The organism is Pseudomonas sp. J380, from assembly GCF_009827115.1.
Classification (GTDB): domain Bacteria; phylum Pseudomonadota; class Gammaproteobacteria; order Pseudomonadales; family Pseudomonadaceae; genus Aquipseudomonas; species Aquipseudomonas paracarnis.
Genome location: NZ_CP043060.1, coordinates 5,957,717 through 5,975,433 on the forward strand (window position 1 = coordinate 5,957,717; position 17,717 = coordinate 5,975,433).

The following is a 17,717-nucleotide window of genomic DNA, read 5'->3' on the forward strand; positions in this document are numbered from 1 at the left end:
AATCGCGGGCAAGCCCGCTCCCACATTGGTATGTGGTTATTTACTTAACAGCCGACACCCGCCAAACCTTATTGCCCACATCATCGGCCACCAGCAAATCCCCCTGCTGATCTATCACCACGCCGACCGGCCGGCCCATGGCTTTCTCATCGCTATCAAGAAACCCCGTCAGCACATCCACCGGTTGCCCTTTCGGCTGGCCCCCTTCGAAGGGAACGAAAATCACCTTGTAGCCACTGTGCGGCTTGCGGTTCCAGGAACCATGCTGGCCGATAAATGCGCCATTACTGAAGGGAGCGGGCAGTTTGCTGCCCTCGGCGAAGGTCAGCCCCAGCGACGCAGTATGAGGGCCTACCGCATAGTCGGGAGCGATGGCCTTGGCGACCATGTCCAGGTTCTGCGGGGTGACACGCACATCCACATGCTGGCCGTAATAACTGAAAGGCCAGCCGTAGAAGCCGCCATCCTTGACCGAGGTGATGTAATCCGGCACCAGGTCACTGCCGATCTCATCGCGTTCGTTGACCGCCGTCCACAGCTTGCCGCTCTGTGGCTCCCACGCCATGCCGTTGGGGTTGCGCAGGCCGGAGGCAAAAATGCGGTGTTGGCCGCTGGCGCGGTCGACTTCCCAAATGGCGGCGCGGCCCTGTTCGGCTTCCAGGCCGTTTTCGCCGACGTTGCTGTTGGAGCCGACGCTCACGTACAGCTTGCTGCCGTCCTGGCTGGCCACCACATTTTTGGTCCAGTGGTGGTTCAAGGGGCCACCGGGTAAATCCACCACCTTGGTGCCTGGGGAGGTGATTGCGGTTTCACCCGGCTGATAGGGGAAGCGCAGCAACTTATCCGAATCGGCCACATACAGGTCGTTGCCCACCAAGGTCATGCCAAACGGCGAATTGAGGTTCTCCAGGAACACCGTGCGAGTTTCTGCCACACCGTCATGGTCGGCATCGCGCAGCAAGGTAATACGGTTCGGGCTCGGCACCCCGGCGCCAGCGCGATCCATGACCTTTTCCATCACCCAGCCACGTACGCCTTTGGCATCGTCCGGCTTGGGCGGTGCATTGGTCTCGGCCACCAGCACGTCGCCGTTGGGCAGCACGTAGAGCCAGCGCGGATGATCCAGGCCTTCGGCGAACGCGGCCACTTGGGTACCGGCGGCGGCGATGGGCTTGGCGCCTTCGGGCCAGCCGATGGCCGGGGCGATATTGACGGTGGGGATCAGCGTCTTGTTCGGCTCCGGCAGCCTGGGCGAGGGCCCGGTGCCATCGGCGACCTGCAGGGTCGAGCTTTCGCCGCACGCGGCGAGGCTGCCTGCAAGCATGATCAGTAGGGCGAGTCGGGTTTTAGGCATGGTTTTCTCCTTGATACCTGTAGGGGTAGAGAAGCACGAACGGCAGATGGTTCAAGTACAAGGCCAGCTTTAATTGACGCTCCACCCCCAACCCACTAACCTTCGCGGCTTGTTCCAGGTGCTCTGTGGCGCGCGCGTCGACAGAGTGAAACAGGGAAGCCGGTGAGTGAGCGCACTTGTACACAGTGCCGCCGCGATTCCGGCGCTGCCCCCGCAACGGTAAATGAGTCAAGACGGTGCTGTTTGCCACTGTATCGCGTGCGATATGGGAAGGCGCACCCTCGGCTGCTTGCTATCAAAAGCGCCACTCATGAGCCCGGAGACCGGCCTGGATCATCCAACAGCATCACGGTGGGCGATGCTTGGCTGTCTGTTTTTTCTTTTTCCTGCCCGCCGTTTTTGTCCAGCCCCAACGGAGAGCTGCCATGACTGATTCCCCCGACCGCGACGAACGCCACTTGGCGCGCATGCTGCGCAAAAAAGCCGTGATTGACGAGCGCATCGCCAATTCCCCCAATGAGTGCGGCCTGCTGCTGGTGCTGACCGGCAACGGCAAAGGCAAGAGCAGTTCGGCGTTCGGCATGTTGGCCCGGGCCATGGGGCATGGCATGCAATGCGGTGTGGTGCAGTTCATCAAGGGGCGTAACAGCACCGGCGAAGAATTGTTTTTCCGCCGCTTCCCCGAGCAGGTGCACTTTCATGTGATGGGCGAAGGCTTCACCTGGGAAACCCAGGATCGCCAGCGCGATATCGCCGCTGCCGAAGCGGCTTGGGCGGTGTCCCGGGCCATGTTGAATGACCCCTCTATCGGCTTGGTGGTGCTGGATGAACTGAACATCGCCCTCAAGCACGGTTACCTTGACCTGGACCAGGTACTCAGCGACCTGCAAGCCCGCCCGCCCATGCAGCATGTGGTGGTCACCGGCCGTGGCGCCAAGCCTGAGCTGATCGAAATGGGCGACACCGTCACCGAAATGGGCATGCTCAAGCACGCGTTCCAGGCCGGTATCAAGGCACAGAAAGGCGTCGAACTTTGAATCAGCCCCGTCATTGCCCGGCCGTATTGATCGCCGCTCCGGCGTCCGGCCAGGGCAAAACCACGGTCACCGCCGCGCTCGCCCGTTTGCACCGCAACCTGGGACGCAAGGTGCGCGTGTTCAAATGCGGGCCGGACTTTCTCGACCCGATGATCCACGAGCGTGCCAGTGGCGCGCCGGTGTACCAGTTGGACATGTGGATGGTGGGCGAGCAGGAAAGCCGCCGCCTGCTCTGGGAGGCAGCGGGGGAGGCTGACCTGATCCTCATCGAAGGCGTGATGGGCCTGTTCGACGGCACGCCTTCCAGCGCTGACCTGGCGCGGCACTTCGGTGTACCGGTGCTGGGCGTGATCGATGGCACCGCCATGGCCCAGACGTTCGGCGCTTTGGCGCTGGGGCTGGCGCGCTATCAGCCCGACCTGCCGTTCGCCGGCGTGCTGGCCAATCGCGTCGGCACCCTGCGCCATGCGCAATTGCTTGAAGGCAGCCTCACCGAGGGCTTGCGTTGGTACGGCGCGTTATCCCGTGAGACCGGCATCGAACTGCCCAGCCGCCACCTGGGCCTGGTGCAAGCCAGCGAACTGAATGACCTTGATATACGCTTGGATGCTGCCGCCCAGGCGTTGGGCAGCAGTTGCGAAGTGGCCCTGCCGCCGCCGGTGACCTTTGCCGCGCCGCAAGTGGTCGAGGCCGAGCCCTTGCTGGCCGGTGTGCGGATTGCCGTGGCCCGTGACGAAGCCTTTGCCTTTACCTACGGCGCCAGCCTGGATTTGCTGCGGGCGATGGGCGCCGAGTTGAAGTTCTTTTCACCGATCCATGATCGCCAATTGCCTCAAGCTGACAGCCTCTATCTGCCCGGCGGCTATCCGGAACTGCACCACCAGGCATTGTCGGCCAATACCTCGATGCTGGGCGCAATTCGTGCTCATCACGCCGCTGGCAAGCCACTGCTCGCTGAATGTGGCGGCATGCTCTATCTGCTCGACTCCTTGACCGATGTGGACGGTACACGCGCCGAACTGGTTGGCTTGTTGCAAGGCGATGCGGTGATGCAGAAGAAACTCGCGGCCCTGGCGCTGCAAAGTGTCGAGCTGCCGGAGGGGACCTTGCGTGGGCATACCTATCATCATTCTCTGACCAGTACCGAATGGGAGCCGATTGCCCGTGGGCTTAGCCCTAACGGTGGGCGCGGTGCCGAGGCGGTCTATCGACAAGGGCGGATGACGGCGTCCTATGTGCACTTTTATTTTCCGTCGAATCCTGGCGCGGTGGCCGCGTTGTTCGCGCCAGACCTTGAGACAGCTATCGCAGGCAAGCCAGCTCCCACAGGGGAATGCATTCCAAATGTGGGTGGGGGCTTGCCCCCGATGAGGCCATGACTGAAAACGCTTTCCCCCAAGCCGATCGCGAGGCCGTCTATCGCGCCATCGCCGAACGCCGCGACATGCGCCACTTCCGCGGTGGCAGCGTCGCGCCTGAACTGCTGCAACGCCTGCTCCACGCCGCGCACCAGGCGCCAAGTGTCGGCCTGATGCAGCCGTGGCGTTTTATCCGCATCAGCGACCGTTCGTTGCGCAGCCAGATTCAACAGTTGGTGGAAGAAGAGCGCGTGCGCACCGCCGAAGCTTTGGGCGAGCGCTCCGATGCGTTCATGAAGCTCAAGGTCGAAGGCATCAGCGACTGCGCCGAGGTACTGGTCGCCGCCTTGATGGACGATCGTGAGCGCCACATTTTCGGGCGCCGCACCTTGCCGGAAATGGACATGGCCTCGCTCTCCTGCGCCATCCAGAACCTGTGGCTGGCGGCGCGCGTGGAAGGGTTGGGCATGGGCTGGGTTTCGCTGTTCGACCCCCAGGCCCTGGCCGAGTTGCTGGGTTTGCCACCCGGTGCAAAGCCCCTGGCGGTGTTGTGCCTGGGCCCGGTGGCAGAGTTTTACCCGGCACCGATGTTGCAGCTCGAGGGCTGGGCCGAGCCGCGACCGCTAAGTGACATGCTGTATGAAAACAAGTGGGGAGTGAGTCAATGAGTGTGGCCTTGCTGTGTGTCGCTGCGGTGGCGCTGGATGCGCTGCTGGGTGAGCCCAGGCGCTGGCATCCGCTGGTGGCGTTCGGCAATTTCGCCGGGCGCATCGAGCAACGTTTCAATACTGGCGGGCGTGGCTGGCGCAGCCATGGTGTGACCGCGTGGTTTATCGCGGTGGTGCCGCTGACCCTGCTGGCCACGGCGTTGTCTTGGGCGCCTTATATCGGCTGGCTGCTGGAGATCCTGGCGCTGTACTGCGCCTTGGGCATGCGCAGCCTGGGCGAGCACGTGATGCCAGTGGCCCAGGCTCTGCGCCGTGATGACCTGGACGAAGCGCGCACGCGTGTGAGTTACCTGGTCAGCCGCCAGACCAGCGAACTGGACCGTACTGAAGTCGCGCGCGCAGCCACCGAATCGGTGCTGGAGAACGGCAGCGATGCGGTATTCGCCGCGTTGTTCTGGTTCGTGGTGGCCGGTGTGCCGGGCGTGGTGCTCTATCGTCTGAGCAACACCCTGGACGCCATGTGGGGCTATCGCAATGAGCGCTTTGAGCGCTTCGGTTGGGCAGCCGCCAGGATCGATGATGTGCTCAACTATATTCCTGCGCGCTTGGTGGCTTTAACCTACGCGCTATTGGGTAAAACCCGCCTGGCGCTCAAATGCTGGCGCACCCAGGGGCCGACCTGGGACAGCCCCAACGCCGGCCCGGTGATGGCGGCAGGGGCCGGTGCCTTGGGTGTGGAGCTCGGCGGCGCGGCGATTTATCACGGCGAGGTGCATCAGCGCCCGCCATTGGGCGAAGGCCCGCCGGCCGACGCCGATTCCATTGATCGCGGCTGGCAACTGGTGCAGCGCGGCGTGTGGCTGTGGCTGCTGGTCCTGTGCGTGGGGGCGCAAATCTATGCTTGAACATGGTGGTCGGCTGCGTAAGGCCGCGATTGAGTACGGCATTGCCGAAGCGGATTGGCTCGACCTGTCCAGCGGCCTGGCGCCCTGGCCGTGGCCGATTCCCCAGATTCCCTTGCGTGCCTGGGCGCGCTTGCCGGAAACCGATGACGGCTTGGAGAAGGCTGCCAGCGAGTATTACGGTGCCGGCCCGTTGCTGCCGGTGCCGGGTTCCCAGGCAGCGATCCAACTGCTGCCGCGACTGCGTCGTTCCGGTAAGGTCGGCGTGCTTTCGCCCTGTTACGCCGAGCACGCCGAAGCCTGGCGCCGTGCCGGTTATGTGGTGCGTGAAGTGCAGGAGCAGGAAGTCGACTTCTTTCTCGACAGCCTCGACGTGCTGGTCGTGGTCAACCCCAACAACCCCACCGGCTTGAGCCTGAGCCCGCAACGCCTGCTGGACTGGCATGCGCGGCTGGCCCAGCGCGGTGGCTGGCTGGTGGTGGACGAGGCATTCATTGACGTGACCCCGGACTTGAGCCTGGCCAGCCATGCCGATCAGGTCGGCTTGATCGTGCTGCGCTCATTCGGCAAGTTCTTCGGCCTGGCCGGCGTGCGCCTGGGCTTTGTGCTGGCCGAGCGCAAGTTGCTCAAGCTGTTGGCCGAACAGGTCGGGCCCTGGGCTGTCAGTGGTCCGACGCGGGTGCTGGGCCAAGTGTGCCTGCGCGACACCGACGGGCATGCGCGCCAGCGCAGTCGTTGCATCGCAGCCGGCCAGCGTCTGTTCGAGTTGCTTGAGCGCCGCGGCCTTCAACCTCACGGTGGCTGCGCATTGTTCCAGTGGTTGATTACCCCCCACGCTGAACGGCTGTACGAGTTCATGGCCCAACGCGGCATCCTGCTGCGCTTGTTTGTGCACAACAGCAGCGTGCGCTTGGGCCTGCCCGGCACCGACGCCGACTGGCTGCGCCTTGACGAAGCCCTGGCCGCCTACAAGGACGCCACATGACCACGTTGATGGTGCAGGGCACCACCTCCGACGCCGGTAAAAGCACCCTGGTGACTGCGCTGTGTCGCTGGCTGGTACGCCAGGGCGTCGCGGTGGCGCCGTTCAAGCCGCAGAACATGGCGCTCAACAGCGCGGTGACCGCCGAAGGCGGCGAGATCGGCCGTGCCCAGGCGGTGCAGGCCCAGGCTGCCAACCTGGCACCCCACACCGACATGAACCCGGTGTTGCTCAAGCCCAACAGCGACACTGGCTCCCAAGTGATCATCCATGGCCGTGCTGTCACCAGCATGAATGCTGTGGCCTATCACGACTACAAAGCCATTGCGATGCAAGCGGTGCTGGCCTCCCACACGCGTTTGAGCCAGGCCTACCCGGTGGTGATCGTCGAAGGCGCGGGCTCACCGGCCGAGATCAACCTGCGTGCCAATGACATTGCCAACATGGGCTTCGCCGAAGCGGTGGACTGCCCGGTGCTGTTGATCTCGGACATCAACCGCGGCGGCGTGTTCGCCCATCTGGTCGGCACCCTGGAGCTGCTGTCGCCCAGTGAGCAGGCGCGGGTCAAGGGCTTCATCATCAACCGTTTTCGCGGCGATATCGCGTTGCTGCAACCAGGCCTGGACTGGCTCGAAGCGCGCACCGGCAAACCGGTCGTCGGCGTGCTGCCCTACGTGATGGACCTGCACCTGGAGGCGGAAGACGGCATCGACCAGCGCCAGATCGACAAGGCCGCCCAGGTGCTCAAGGTGGTGGTGCCGGTGCTGCCGCGCATCAGCAACCATACCGACTTCGACCCGCTGCGCTTGCACCCCCAGGTGGACTTGCAGTTCGTCGGGCCGGGCCAGGCGATACCTGCTGCTGACCTGATCATCCTGCCGGGCTCGAAAAGCGTGCGCAGTGACCTGGCCTATCTGCGTGCCAACGGCTGGGATACTGCCGTGGCGCGGCATATGCGTTATGGCGGCAAGGTACTGGGGATCTGCGGCGGCTTGCAGATGCTCGGCGAGCAAGTCCATGACCCATTGGGCCTGGAGGGGCTTGCGGGCTCCAGTGCCGGCCTTGGGTTGCTGGCGTTCAGCACCACCCTGGAACAAGAGAAACAACTGCGCAATGTGCGTGGGCGTCTGGTATTGGAAGGTGCCGACGTCAGCGGTTATGAAATCCATGCGGGGGTGACCTGCGGCGCTGCCTTGGCAAGCGCTGCGGTATTGCTGGACGATGGCCGCAGCGATGGCGCGCAGAGCCCCGATGGGCAAATTCTAGGCACCTACCTGCACGGCCTGTTCGAGACCCCGGCTGCGTGCAGCGCGTTGCTGCGTTGGGCCGGGTTGCAGGATGTGCAAGAGGTGGATTATCACGGCTTGCGCGAGCGCGATATCGAGCGGTTGGCGGACTTGGTGGAGCACCACTTGGACACCGATTTGTTGCGCAAGCTATGTGGGATCTGACGGTGTTCACACCATCCAACTGTGGGAGCTGGCTTGCCTGCGATAGCCATGTGTATCTGCACAACGCTGTAGTGCTCAACGGTAACCACGATGCGAAGCGAGCCGCTCTTGATCTGCTTTTGATCTTAGGCGCCCCGTTAAACCACGCTGGCCGGAATTCGACAGGGATTTGGGGGGTAAACCGGCAGGGATGCCGGTTTAGCCGCCCCGCGCCATGGATGGCGCGTGGCGGCGGCCCCCAAAATCCCTGTCGGATTACGGGCACACCGAGCCTAGGCGAGGTGCCGAGTGGTGGGGCAAGAGCGTTTTGCTTACTTTTGCGCTTTTCAAAAGTGAGCCGCTGTAAAAGCGGAACCCTAAGTGGCCGTTACCGCAGAAATGGATATGTACACGGTCCAACTGTGTTGACTGTCAGGCCGTCTTCGCAGGCAAGCCAGCTCCCACATTTGGGTCGCGGTGCGTCAGCTGGATCAGCGTCGGCTGTCAGGCCGTCACGGGAGCAAGCTCCCTCGCCACATCGTTTGCCAGGGGCCTTTGCATGTATCAATTGATCCTCGGCGGCGCCCGTTCGGGCAAGAGCCGCCTGGCCGAAAAGCTTGCCGCAGAGAGCGGGCTTGCCGTCATTTATATCGCCACCAGCCAGCCGCTCGACGGTGAGATGAACGAGCGTGTCACTTTGCACCGCCAGCGTCGTCCCGACCATTGGGGCCTGGTTGAAGAGCCCATCGACCTAGCGCGTGTGCTACAGGAAAACGCCGCCACTGATCGCTGCCTGCTGGTGGATTGCCTGACCTTATGGCTCACCAATCTTCTGATGCTCGAAGACCCGGCGCGCCTTGCGTGCGAGCGTGATCAACTGTTGCAAACCCTGGCTTCGCTGCCGGGAGAAATCATTTTTGTCAGCAACGAGACCGGTCTGGGTGTCGTGCCGCTGGGCGAATTGACTCGCCGTTATGTGGATGAAGCCGGTTGGCTGCATCAAGCCTTGGCCGAGCAATGTCAGCGCGTTGTGCTGACGGTTGCCGGCCTGCCCCTGACTTTGAAAGGTACTGCGTTATGACCGACTCCTGGTGGCTCAACCCCTGCAAGACGGTGAATGCCACAGCCCACGAACAGGCGCTGGCGCGTCAGCAGCAGTTGACCAAGCCCGCTGGCTCCCTCGGCCAGTTGGAGGCCCTGGCGGTGCGGTTGGCGGGTTTGCAGGGCCAGGTCAAACCGTCGGTGGATCACCTGTGGATCGTGATTTTTGCCGGCGATCACGGCGTGGTCGCTGAAGGCGTGTCGGCATTTCCCCAGGCGGTGACCGGGCAGATGCTGCAAAACTTTGTCACCGGTGGTGCGGCAATCAGTGTGTTGGCGCGGCAACTGGAAGCGCAATTGGAAGTGGTTGACCTTGGGACGGTCACGCCGTCCCTGGATTTGCCCGGCGTTCGTCACCTGAATATCGGCGCGGGCACGGCCAATTTCGTGCATGGCCCGGCGATGACTCAGTCTCAGGGGCAACTGGCCCTGCAAGCCGGGCGAGACAGCGCACACCGCGCCCTGGCAGGCGGCGCGCAGCTGTTTATCGGCGGCGAGATGGGCATCGGTAACACCACCGCCGCCAGTGCCTTGGCCTGCGCATTGCTGGATTGCCAGGTCACTGACCTTACAGGCCCTGGTACCGGTTTGAACGCCGCAGGGGTCAGCCATAAGGTCGCGGTCATCGAGCGCGCCTTGGCGTTGCACGCCGGTCAGCGCGGCGATGCGTTGCAAACCCTGTTCAATCTCGGCGGTTTTGAAATTGCAGCCTTGGTTGGCGCCTACCTGGCCTGCGCCCAGGAAGGCATGGTGGTGCTGGTGGATGGGTTCATCTGCAGCGTGGCCGCGCTGGTGGCGGTGCGCTTGAACCCGGCATGCCGCGAATGGCTGGTGTTCGGCCATCGGGGTGCCGAGCCGGGTCATCGCCATGTGCTGCACAGCCTCGATGCGCAACCGTTGCTGGAACTGGGCCTGCGGCTGGGCGAAGGCAGCGGCGCGGCGTTGGCGGTGCCCTTGTTGCGTCTGGCATGCGCGCTGCACGGGCAGATGGCGACCTTCGCCGAAGCCGCCGTGGCGGATCGCCCCGCATGACCTTGCGCCTGGACCTGCTGCGCCACGGCGAAACCGAGCTGGGCGGCGGCCTGCGTGGCAGCCTGGACGATGCGCTGACCGCCAACGGCTGGCAGCAGATGCGCGACGCAGTGGTGGGGCAAGGGCCCTGGGATCGGCTGATCAGCTCGCCGCTGCAACGCTGCGCTCTGTTCGCCCGGGAGCTGGGGACGCAACTTGATTTGCCGGTGAGTCTGGAGCCTGACTTGCAGGAGCTTCACTTCGGCGCCTGGGAAGGGCAGAGTGCGGCCGCGTTGATGGATACCGATGCCGAAGGGCTGGGCTTGTTCTGGGCCAACCCCTATGGCTTCACGCCGCCGGAGGGTGAGCCTGTCATCCAGTTTTCCGAGCGCGTGCTTGGCGCTGTCGCCCGGCTGCATCAGGCGTACGCGGGCCAGCGGGTGCTGTTGGTCAGTCATGGCGGTGTGATGCGCCTGCTGCTGGCTCAGGCGCGAGGGTTGCCCCGTGAGCAACTGCTGAATGTTGAAGTGGGTCACGGTGCCTTGTTCGGCCTGCAGGTTGAAGCCGATGGTGTGTTGAAGGAAGGACTCTGACGATGCTGCCGTTCTGGATCGCCCTGCAATTTCTCAGCAGCCTGCCCATTCGCTTGCCGGGCATGCCGCAACCTCAAGAACTGGGCCGTTCGTTGTTGTTTTATCCGCTGGTTGGGTTGCTGTTCGGCGTGCTGTTATGGGGCCTCAACCAGGTGTTGCAGGGCGCCCCGTTGCTGTTGCACGCCGCGTTGCTGCTCACAGCCTGGGTGTTGCTCAGCGGTGGCCTGCACCTGGACGGCCTGGCCGACAGCGCCGATGCTTGGCTGGGTGGTTTTGGCGACCGCGAGCGCACCCTCAGCATCATGAAAGACCCGCGCAGCGGCCCGATTGCGGTGGTCACCCTGGGCTTGGTGCTGCTACTCAAGTTCAGCGCGCTGGTGGCATTGATCGAACAACACAATGGCGCCGCGTTGATCCTGGCGCCCCTGATCGGACGCGCTTCGATGCTGGCGCTGTTTCTCAGCACGCGCTATGTGCGGGCGGGCGGATTGGGTCAGGCACTGTCAGACCATCTGCCGCGAATTGTCGGCCAACAGGTGCTGATCCTCAGCGGGTTGGCCTGCATTCTGATCGGCGGTTTCAGCGGCGGCATCGCGGTGTTGCTGGCGGCACTGTGTTTCGTGTGGCTGCGCCAGTTGATGGTCAAGCGTCTGGGCGGTACCACGGGCGACACTGCTGGCGCACTGCTGGAGCTGCTTGAAGTCGCGGTGCTGGTCGGGCTGGCGTTGTAACGCTTTCTTGCAATTGATTAACTCCGGGTATATACACGCTCTATGCTTGCCTCCCAATGTTTATGCACCAACCTGCGACGCGCTGCCCGTGGCGTCAGCAGGCACTACGACGGCGCTCTCGACGGCTTCGGGATCAACGTTGCCCAGTATTCTCTGTTGTGCAACCTGCAGCGTCTCGACCAGCCGAGCATTTCCAGCCTGGCGGACGCCATGGGCCTGGATCGCAGCACCCTGGGGCGCAACCTGCGCGTCCTGGAAGGTGAGGGGCTGGTGCAGTTGGTCGAGGGTGACGATTTGCGCAACCGCCTGGTGGTGTTGACTGCCACAGGGCAAGAGCGGCTGACTGCCGCGTTACCGGCTTGGGAAGCGGCGCAACAGAAATTGATTGATAAGCTCGGCGCCGAAAAGCGCGAAATGTTGTTGGCCTTGCTGGATGAACTCGCCTGAATGGCGGTTTGTTCGACTACAAGCGGGTATATACCCGCGAACGGAGAATAAGAAATGACCTCGATGTGGCGCACCAGTGGTTGGGTCCTTTTAGGGAGTGCGCTGATCCTGGCGTTGTCCTTGGGCGTACGGCATGGCTTTGGCCTGTTCCTGGCGCCGATGAGCAGCGAATTCGGTTGGGGGCGTGAAACCTTTGCCTTTGCCATCGCCTTGCAGAATCTGATCTGGGGCTTGGCGCAGCCATTTACCGGGGCCTTGGCCGACCGTTTCGGCGCGACCAAGGCGGTGTTTGTCGGCGGGGTGTTGTACGCCGTCGGCCTGGTGCTCATGGGCATGTCCGACTCCGCGTGGTCACTGTCGTTGAGCGCAGGTTTGCTGATTGGCATTGGCCTGTCCGGCACCTCGTTCTCGGTGATTCTCGGCGTGGTTGGCCGCGCCGTTGCGCCAGAAAAACGCAGCATGGCCATGGGCATTGCCAGCGCCGCCGGCTCGTTCGGCCAGTTCGCCATGGTGCCCGGCACCCTCGGCTTGATTGGTTGGCTGGGCTGGTCGGCCGCCTTGCTGGCGCTGGGCTTGATGGTGGCGTTGATCCTGCCGCTGGTCGCCATGCTCAAGGACCGGCCGCTGGCGGTCACGGTGGGCCAGCAAACCCTGGGCGAAGCGCTGAAAGAGGCCTGCTCCCACTCCGGCTTCTGGCTGCTGTCCTTCGGCTTTTTTGTGTGCGGTTTCCAAGTGGTTTTTATCGGTGTGCACTTGCCGGCGTACCTGGTCGACCAGCACCTGCCGGCCACGGTGGGCACCACGGTGCTGGCCTTGATTGGCCTGTTCAACGTATTTGGCACCTACACGGCGGGTTGGCTCGGTGGCCGCATGTCCAAGCCGCGTCTGCTCACCGGCTTGTATCTGTTGCGGGCGGTAGTGATTGTGTTGTTCCTGTGGGCGCCGGTCACCGAAGTCACGGCGTATCTGTTTGGCATGGCGATGGGATTCCTGTGGTTGTCCACGGTGCCGCTGACCAATGGCACCGTCGCGACCCTGTTTGGGGTGCGCAACCTCTCGATGCTCGGCGGGATCGTGTTCCTGTTCCACCAACTGGGCTCGTTCCTCGGCGGGTGGCTGGGCGGGGTGGTCTATGATCGAACCGGCAGCTACGATTTGATCTGGCAGGTGGCAATTTTGCTCAGCCTGCTTGCCGCCGCGCTGAATTGGCCGGTGCGTGAGCGGCCGGTGGCGCGCATTCAGGCGCAGATGGAGGCGGCATGAGCATGACAGCGCGTCTTATGCTGTTGGCTGTGGGGCTGGGGTTGTTGCTGCTGGCCTGGTGGGGTTGGCAAGGGGGCGGCCTGGCGTTGATGCAACTGGGCATGGCGATCTGCTAAGTTGTGGGTCTGAACTGACTCAAGGACTTTTGACATGCAGATGCGCTGGCTCGCTGTACCCGTCCTGATGGCTATTGGCAGCGTGGCGATGGCCGCCAGTTGCCCACCGTTGCTGGAGGGCCAACTGCCCAAGCTGCGGGCCAAGGAATCCATCGACCTGTGCCAGCAATTCGCTGGCAAACCCTTGGTGATCGTCAACACGGCGAGCTTCTGCGGCTTTGCCCCGCAATTCAAGGGCCTGGAAGCGTTGTATCAGCGCTACAAGGGCGAAGGTCTGGAAGTGATCGGCGTGCCGTCCGATGACTTCAAACAGGAAGCCAAGACCGGGGAAGAAACCGCCAAGGTCTGCTACGTGAATTATGGCGTGACCTTCACCATGACCGAGCCGCAGAAGGTCAAGGGGCCGGATGCGGTGCACCTGTTCAAGGTGCTTGCACAGCAGGCCGACGCCGCGCCCAAGTGGAACTTCTACAAGTATGTAGTGGATCGCCAGGGCAATCTGGTTGCCAGTTTTTCCAGCCTGACCAAGCCGGACAGTCCGGAGCTGATCAAGGCGGTGGAACAGGCATTGGCTTCCAAACCCTGACCGCCAGCCAAACAAAAGCCCCGCCTCCTTCACAGGAGAGCGGGGCTTTTTTATACGACTGCGGTTAGAACTTGTAGGTCATGCCCAAGCCGAAACCGTTGGCGCTGTTTTCATACTTGGCGTTGTAGCTGGCCAATTGGTTGGAGCGCGAGATCTTGACGTCCTCTTCCTTCAGGTAGGAGTAGGCCAGGTCGATGGTCATGTTATCCATGACCTGGTAGCCCAGGCCCAGGCTGAAGATAGTACGGTCGCCGGTCGGGATGCGCGGTGAGCGATCCGTGTTGTTGGTAGGCGACTGGTCGAATGTCAGGCCGGTACGCAGTACCACTTGCTTGGTGAGCTGGTACGAAGTACCTACGGCGTAGGCCCAGGTGTCGTGCCAGTTCTGGTCTTCCTTGATTGTGCTGACCAAGCCTGGGGCAAGCGCGCCGCCAGTAGCGCCGCTGACGCCTTCGTTCTTGACGGTGATGTCTTTCAGGCGGCTCCAGCGTGTCCAGGTTGCACCGGCATAGAGTTTCCACGCGTCGGTCAGGTCTTGAGTGACGGACAGGTCGTAGGACTCAGGTGTGTCGATTTTCAGCGAGGCGTCATAGCGGTTGCTGCGCAGGAACGGCGAGGTCGCGGTCGGTGCGGTGACTTCGGTGTGGCCGTCCAGCTTGTAGCTGACCTTGGAGTGGTAGGTCAGGCCGACACGGGTGGTATCGGTGGCTTGGACCAGTACGCCGATGTTGAAGCCCAGCGCGGTGTCGTCACCCTTGATCTTGATATTGGTGTCTGGCGCGCGAGGGTTCAGCGTCAGGTCCGATTCCAGGGTGCCGGCAATGCGGTTGATGGTCGGGCCAAAACCCACGGAAACGCGGTCGTTGAAGGCGTAGCTGACGGTCGGTTGCAAGGTGATGACTTTCACTTCGCTCTTGCTGCCAAAGCCACGGCCCTGGAAGCCGCTTTCGTAGTCGGTTACCAGGCCGAACGGCGCATAGACGCCGAAGCCGACAGCCCACTGGTCGTTGAGCTTATTGGTGTAGAAACCGAAAGGCACGGCAGTGAAAGGCACCATATCGCCTTTGTTGCTGCCAGCGGAGCGGCCGCTGACATTGCTGATATCGGTGGAGGCATCAATGGCTGCAACGCCACCGGTGATCTGTTGGCCTTCCAGGCGTGCCATACCGGCAGGGTTACCGAACACAGTGCTCGCATCATCGGCAGAAGAAGAGCGACCTGCGAAACCGGTACCCATCCCGCTGACGCTCTGTTCGTTGAGGGCAAAGCCGCTGGCGAACAATTGGGAGGATGCCATGGCAACGGCGAGGCTAAGTGTGGTCTTGAGCATTACTTTTTTCATTATTAGAACTCCGTGTGATCACCGCTGCGGAAAGTATCAATAAATTTCACATCGCGCTATAGGCTGTAATGCAGGAGATAGAGCGGTTTTGTAGGACAATCCGACCAAAATTGCCGTTTTTTGCCGAATCTTGCAATTTGCCCGGTCAGCAAGCTGCCTGTTTCAGGGGGCTTACACAGGTTTGCCACGCTTGGGTGAAATCTCGCAGGCGGCCTTGTGGATGGAATATTTCTTTCCAGATACGCGCCATGGCCAGCACATCGCCGGGTGCGGGAAGGGCAGGGCGTTGTTGTTCCACCAGTAACCAGGCGATGGCCGTGGCGTAGCGCAGGTTCACGGTCAACTCCAACTGAGGCGCGCTGAGGAACGCATGTTGGCTGGCCAGCCCGCGCACCAGGCTGGCGCGTTCCGGGTCAAGGGCCAGGTAGTCATCCCAGAGGGCGCGGTGACGTGGTTCGGTGATGCTGTAGAGGCCATGGCCGCGCCGGTCATGCAGCGCCGAGCCCAGTTCTGACTGGCTGGCGGCAATGCCCAGCAGCAGGGATTCGGCTGTCGAGCTGTGACGGCCGAGGTACATCAGCGTCGGCCGGATCACATAGCGACACAATTCACTGGCGGCAATACCCATACGAGCCTCAGTCCTTACAAAGAGTGGACGAGCCTGAGAAGGGGGGCTTGGCAGCAATGAATCGGATCTCAGGCCCGTCGTAAGCGGATCATGCCGCTTGACTTGAAGTGTAGTGTCATATTCCTGATGTAAAGGACTGTTTTTAAAACATCTTCTGCAATCGGTTATAACGTTTATATCGATTTGTACTTAGCGCCACGGACTCAAGGCCAAATTCCAGGCAATAAAAAACCCTGTTGTTCAAACAGGGTTTTTGAGGTTTCAGCGACGCGGGTCGATCAGGCGGTCAGTGCCTGACGGGTACGATCGATCACGGCCTGCAGCGGTTCTGCGCTGGAGTATTGATCGGGGTACAGGCGTTCGCTGTGACGAGCGATGCCGTGTTCGTTGACCAGGGTGAAGCTGAAGCAGCCTTTGCGAGCAGCCATGATCAGGCAGTTCATTGGGGCAAAAGCGTTGGTGAGGGCGCGAATGGCATCCTGAGTGTGGATTTGAGCGTTCATATTATTGGTGTTCCTACAAATGACACGGATAAGAACCGTGCAACGTTAAAACGTTCCAGTAACGCTGATCACCATTGATCAAACGAAGAACCCGACTGGAACAAAGCAGCCAGTTTGAAGCGCTATGGAATTAGGCGCGCTTGGGCTGGCAGGTAGGTACTTAGGAGGGCAGGCAACACAACAGGGGCAAAGGTTCTGGGCCCGGGGTGAAGATCCTGATCAATTTGCAGGTTGGTTCGGTCAGAGTATTGGAACTTCGCGCCACCCTTTGCTTGTTCAAAGGCAGTGTCGTCGCAAGGAATACCTGGAAACCATCGAGGTGGCCGATCCCATGTGGTTCAGGGGACGTATTCGACCAGAATTGACTTTCAGCTTGGTACTAACGCCGCGGATAGTAACGGATTGAAACAGGGAAGGGAAGGCCGATTTCAAAAAAAACTTCGATCAGCCGCCGAGCAACTCGCGATAGACCAGTACGGTCATGGACGCGGCCAGGGCGCACCCCAGCCCATAGGCGGCGAGCGTCAATCGCAAGGACTGGCCGGTCTCGATCATGTGGATCACTTCGCGCATGTCATTGATCTTTCCGTCACTGAGTTCGATGCACAGGACCACGGCGGTAAAGGCGGCTGACAGCAAGATAGCAATGGCGAACAGTGCGCCGTCCGGAGAGGGGAGCGCAGCATTGATTCCCAGGGAGGTCGCGCAGATGGCCAGTAGCAGCCCGGCGAATAACAGAATTCCTTTCATCGGCCCTACTGGTTTGCATTGTCGGTGGCGCAGTGTGGCGAGCCGAGGCGGATTTGAAAAGCCCTCGGGTTTGCCCGGTCAGTAACATGTTTAACCGGTGTTGAATCAAAAAACGCCGCCGATATAACCAGTCGATCGGGACTTGTGCACATTTGTGGCCAAGGGTGTAACCCTGCTGTCACTGGTGTGCAAGTGCGCCCATTTGCCTGTAATCAAAATTTAAGTCAATGAAAAATCTCGCTTTTTTTTATTGGTGAAAAAATCGTCAGTTTGACTGCGGCCCCCGTTCCATGGGGCTTTGCGCCTGTTCTAGGGGGGTTGTCCACTGAGTTATCCACAGCTTCTGTGGATTGTCCCGAGCGCTTGCTCTAGGACGGGCGTGCACGGTTTTTTCAGCTTTACCTGTACGAAAAAAAGAGTAGAGTGGCGCGCCTTCCGTTCTGCCCCACAGTGCTTTATGAAGTTTCGCTCAGTATCACCTTCTGTTACCGACACGCCCCAAACTGTTACCGCACCCAAGCGTTTTTCCTTGAAGGTCGCATTGTGGCTGCTCGACAGCCCGCGCCTGGGGCAGAGCACCAATATCAAGCATCTCGCCGGACGCTTGCTCAAGCAGCCCGCCCGCGAAGGCGTGGTGGCCGCTCAGAGCCGTCTTGGCCAACTGATGTGCCGCGAGTGCGGAAATGCCCGTGACCGGCGCATCGGCCACGATTTGTTGCGTTCGGCTGCCCGCGCCGGCGACCGTCGCGCCCAGCGCGAACTGGGGCAGGTCGAAGACTGAGCTGTCCTCCGGCCTTAGGCTTGGTTAACCTTGATCTTTTTCGGTGATGGCAGAAATGGCTATGGTGTTTGACTGGACCAGTATCGCCTTGGGTCTTGTGGGTGCAGCCGTGCCGCTACTGGCGCTGTGCTGGC

General features: G+C 61.7%; 19 protein-coding genes and 1 riboswitch. Of the genes, 14 read left to right on the plus strand and 5 right to left on the minus strand.

What is annotated here, in order from left to right; all coding sequences use genetic code 11:
- Nucleotides 1-40: 40 nt before the first annotated feature.
- Entirely contained in the window at nt 41-1,354 is a 1,314-nt protein-coding gene (locus FXO12_RS27260; RefSeq protein ID WP_057976917.1) for a sorbosone dehydrogenase family protein, read from the minus strand.
- Between the two features lie 99 nt (nt 1,355-1,453).
- Nucleotides 1,454-1,701: riboswitch (cobalamin riboswitch) on the plus strand.
- Nucleotides 1,702-1,779: 78 nt separating this feature from the next.
- Between FXO12_RS27260 and cobO the strand changes: the two genes are divergently transcribed.
- The 13 genes from cobO to FXO12_RS27325 all read left to right on the plus strand — a co-directional run bounded on the left by cobO (nt 1,780) and on the right by FXO12_RS27325 (nt 13,579).
- On the plus strand, nt 1,780-2,391 hold the full coding sequence (gene cobO / locus FXO12_RS27265; protein WP_034128326.1) for a cob(I)yrinic acid a,c-diamide adenosyltransferase: 612 nt from the start codon (nt 1,780-1,782) through the stop codon (nt 2,389-2,391).
- Nucleotides 2,388-3,770 carry a cobyrinate a,c-diamide synthase gene (locus tag FXO12_RS27270; protein WP_057976918.1) on the plus strand — a complete coding sequence of 461 codons (1,383 nt, stop codon included), beginning with the start codon at nt 2,388-2,390 and terminating at the stop codon, nt 3,768-3,770. The genes cobO and FXO12_RS27270 overlap by 4 nt, the downstream gene beginning before the upstream one ends.
- Complete coding sequence (bluB, locus tag FXO12_RS27275) at nt 3,767-4,417, plus strand: 5,6-dimethylbenzimidazole synthase (RefSeq protein ID WP_057976920.1); 651 nt, start codon at nt 3,767-3,769, stop codon at nt 4,415-4,417. Before FXO12_RS27270 ends, bluB begins: the two co-directional genes overlap by 4 nt.
- Entirely contained in the window at nt 4,414-5,322 is a 909-nt protein-coding gene (gene cbiB / locus FXO12_RS27280) for an adenosylcobinamide-phosphate synthase CbiB (RefSeq protein ID WP_054899034.1), read from the plus strand. The genes bluB and cbiB overlap by 4 nt, the downstream gene beginning before the upstream one ends.
- On the plus strand, nt 5,315-6,304 hold the full coding sequence (gene cobD / locus FXO12_RS27285; RefSeq protein WP_057976922.1) for a threonine-phosphate decarboxylase CobD: 990 nt from the start codon (nt 5,315-5,317) through the stop codon (nt 6,302-6,304). The genes cbiB and cobD overlap by 8 nt, the downstream gene beginning before the upstream one ends.
- Nucleotides 6,301-7,752, plus strand: coding sequence for a cobyric acid synthase (locus FXO12_RS27290; RefSeq protein WP_057976924.1), 1,452 nt, complete (start codon nt 6,301-6,303; stop codon nt 7,750-7,752). The genes cobD and FXO12_RS27290 overlap by 4 nt, the downstream gene beginning before the upstream one ends.
- A 538-nt stretch (nt 7,753-8,290) precedes the next feature.
- Nucleotides 8,291-8,812: a bifunctional adenosylcobinamide kinase/adenosylcobinamide-phosphate guanylyltransferase gene (gene cobU / locus FXO12_RS27295; RefSeq protein ID WP_034128332.1), complete on the plus strand. Its 522-nt coding sequence runs from the start codon at nt 8,291-8,293 to the stop codon at nt 8,810-8,812.
- Nucleotides 8,809-9,864, plus strand: a complete 1,056-nt coding sequence (cobT, locus tag FXO12_RS27300) for a nicotinate-nucleotide--dimethylbenzimidazole phosphoribosyltransferase (protein WP_057976926.1) — start codon at nt 8,809-8,811, stop codon at nt 9,862-9,864. Before cobU ends, cobT begins: the two co-directional genes overlap by 4 nt.
- Complete coding sequence (gene cobC, locus FXO12_RS27305) at nt 9,861-10,436, plus strand: alpha-ribazole phosphatase family protein (RefSeq protein WP_034128334.1); 576 nt, start codon at nt 9,861-9,863, stop codon at nt 10,434-10,436. The genes cobT and cobC overlap by 4 nt, the downstream gene beginning before the upstream one ends.
- A gap of 2 nt (nt 10,437-10,438) precedes the next feature.
- Nucleotides 10,439-11,167 (plus strand): adenosylcobinamide-GDP ribazoletransferase, encoded by a 729-nt coding sequence (locus FXO12_RS27310; protein WP_054920193.1) that lies wholly within the window; start codon nt 10,439-10,441, stop codon nt 11,165-11,167.
- 42 nt (nt 11,168-11,209) lie between these two features.
- Nucleotides 11,210-11,614: a MarR family winged helix-turn-helix transcriptional regulator gene (locus FXO12_RS27315; RefSeq protein WP_034128336.1), complete on the plus strand. Its 405-nt coding sequence runs from the start codon at nt 11,210-11,212 to the stop codon at nt 11,612-11,614.
- Between the two features lie 54 nt (nt 11,615-11,668).
- On the plus strand, nt 11,669-12,877 hold the full coding sequence (locus FXO12_RS27320) for an MFS transporter (RefSeq protein ID WP_014719382.1): 1,209 nt from the start codon (nt 11,669-11,671) through the stop codon (nt 12,875-12,877).
- Between the two features lie 150 nt (nt 12,878-13,027).
- Nucleotides 13,028-13,579, plus strand: coding sequence for a glutathione peroxidase (locus tag FXO12_RS27325; RefSeq protein WP_034128338.1), 552 nt, complete (start codon nt 13,028-13,030; stop codon nt 13,577-13,579).
- A 64-nt stretch (nt 13,580-13,643) separates the two neighbouring features.
- On the opposite strand, the gene FXO12_RS27330 is transcribed toward FXO12_RS27325, so the two are convergent.
- The 4 genes from FXO12_RS27330 to FXO12_RS27345 form a co-directional block, all read right to left on the minus strand.
- A complete protein-coding gene (locus FXO12_RS27330) occupies nt 13,644-14,921 on the minus strand; it encodes an OmpP1/FadL family transporter (RefSeq protein WP_003193026.1) in 1,278 nt (425 codons plus the stop codon).
- 145 nt (nt 14,922-15,066) lie between these two features.
- Nucleotides 15,067-15,549: a hypothetical protein gene (locus FXO12_RS27335; protein WP_034128339.1), complete on the minus strand. Its 483-nt coding sequence runs from the start codon at nt 15,547-15,549 to the stop codon at nt 15,067-15,069.
- A 278-nt stretch (nt 15,550-15,827) separates the two neighbouring features.
- Nucleotides 15,828-16,052 carry a hypothetical protein gene (locus FXO12_RS27340; RefSeq protein WP_034128340.1) on the minus strand — a complete coding sequence of 75 codons (225 nt, stop codon included), beginning with the start codon at nt 16,050-16,052 and terminating at the stop codon, nt 15,828-15,830.
- 444 nt (nt 16,053-16,496) lie between these two features.
- Nucleotides 16,497-16,802: a hypothetical protein gene (locus FXO12_RS27345; protein WP_034128341.1), complete on the minus strand. Its 306-nt coding sequence runs from the start codon at nt 16,800-16,802 to the stop codon at nt 16,497-16,499.
- Nucleotides 16,803-17,259: 457 nt separating this feature from the next.
- On the opposite strand from FXO12_RS27345, the gene FXO12_RS27350 reads away from it, so the two are divergent.
- The gene (locus tag FXO12_RS27350) at nt 17,260-17,583 is read left to right on the plus strand and encodes a hypothetical protein (RefSeq protein WP_034128342.1); all 324 of its coding nucleotides are present in this window, start codon (nt 17,260-17,262) and stop codon (nt 17,581-17,583) included.
- Nucleotides 17,584-17,717: the final 134 nt, after the last annotated feature.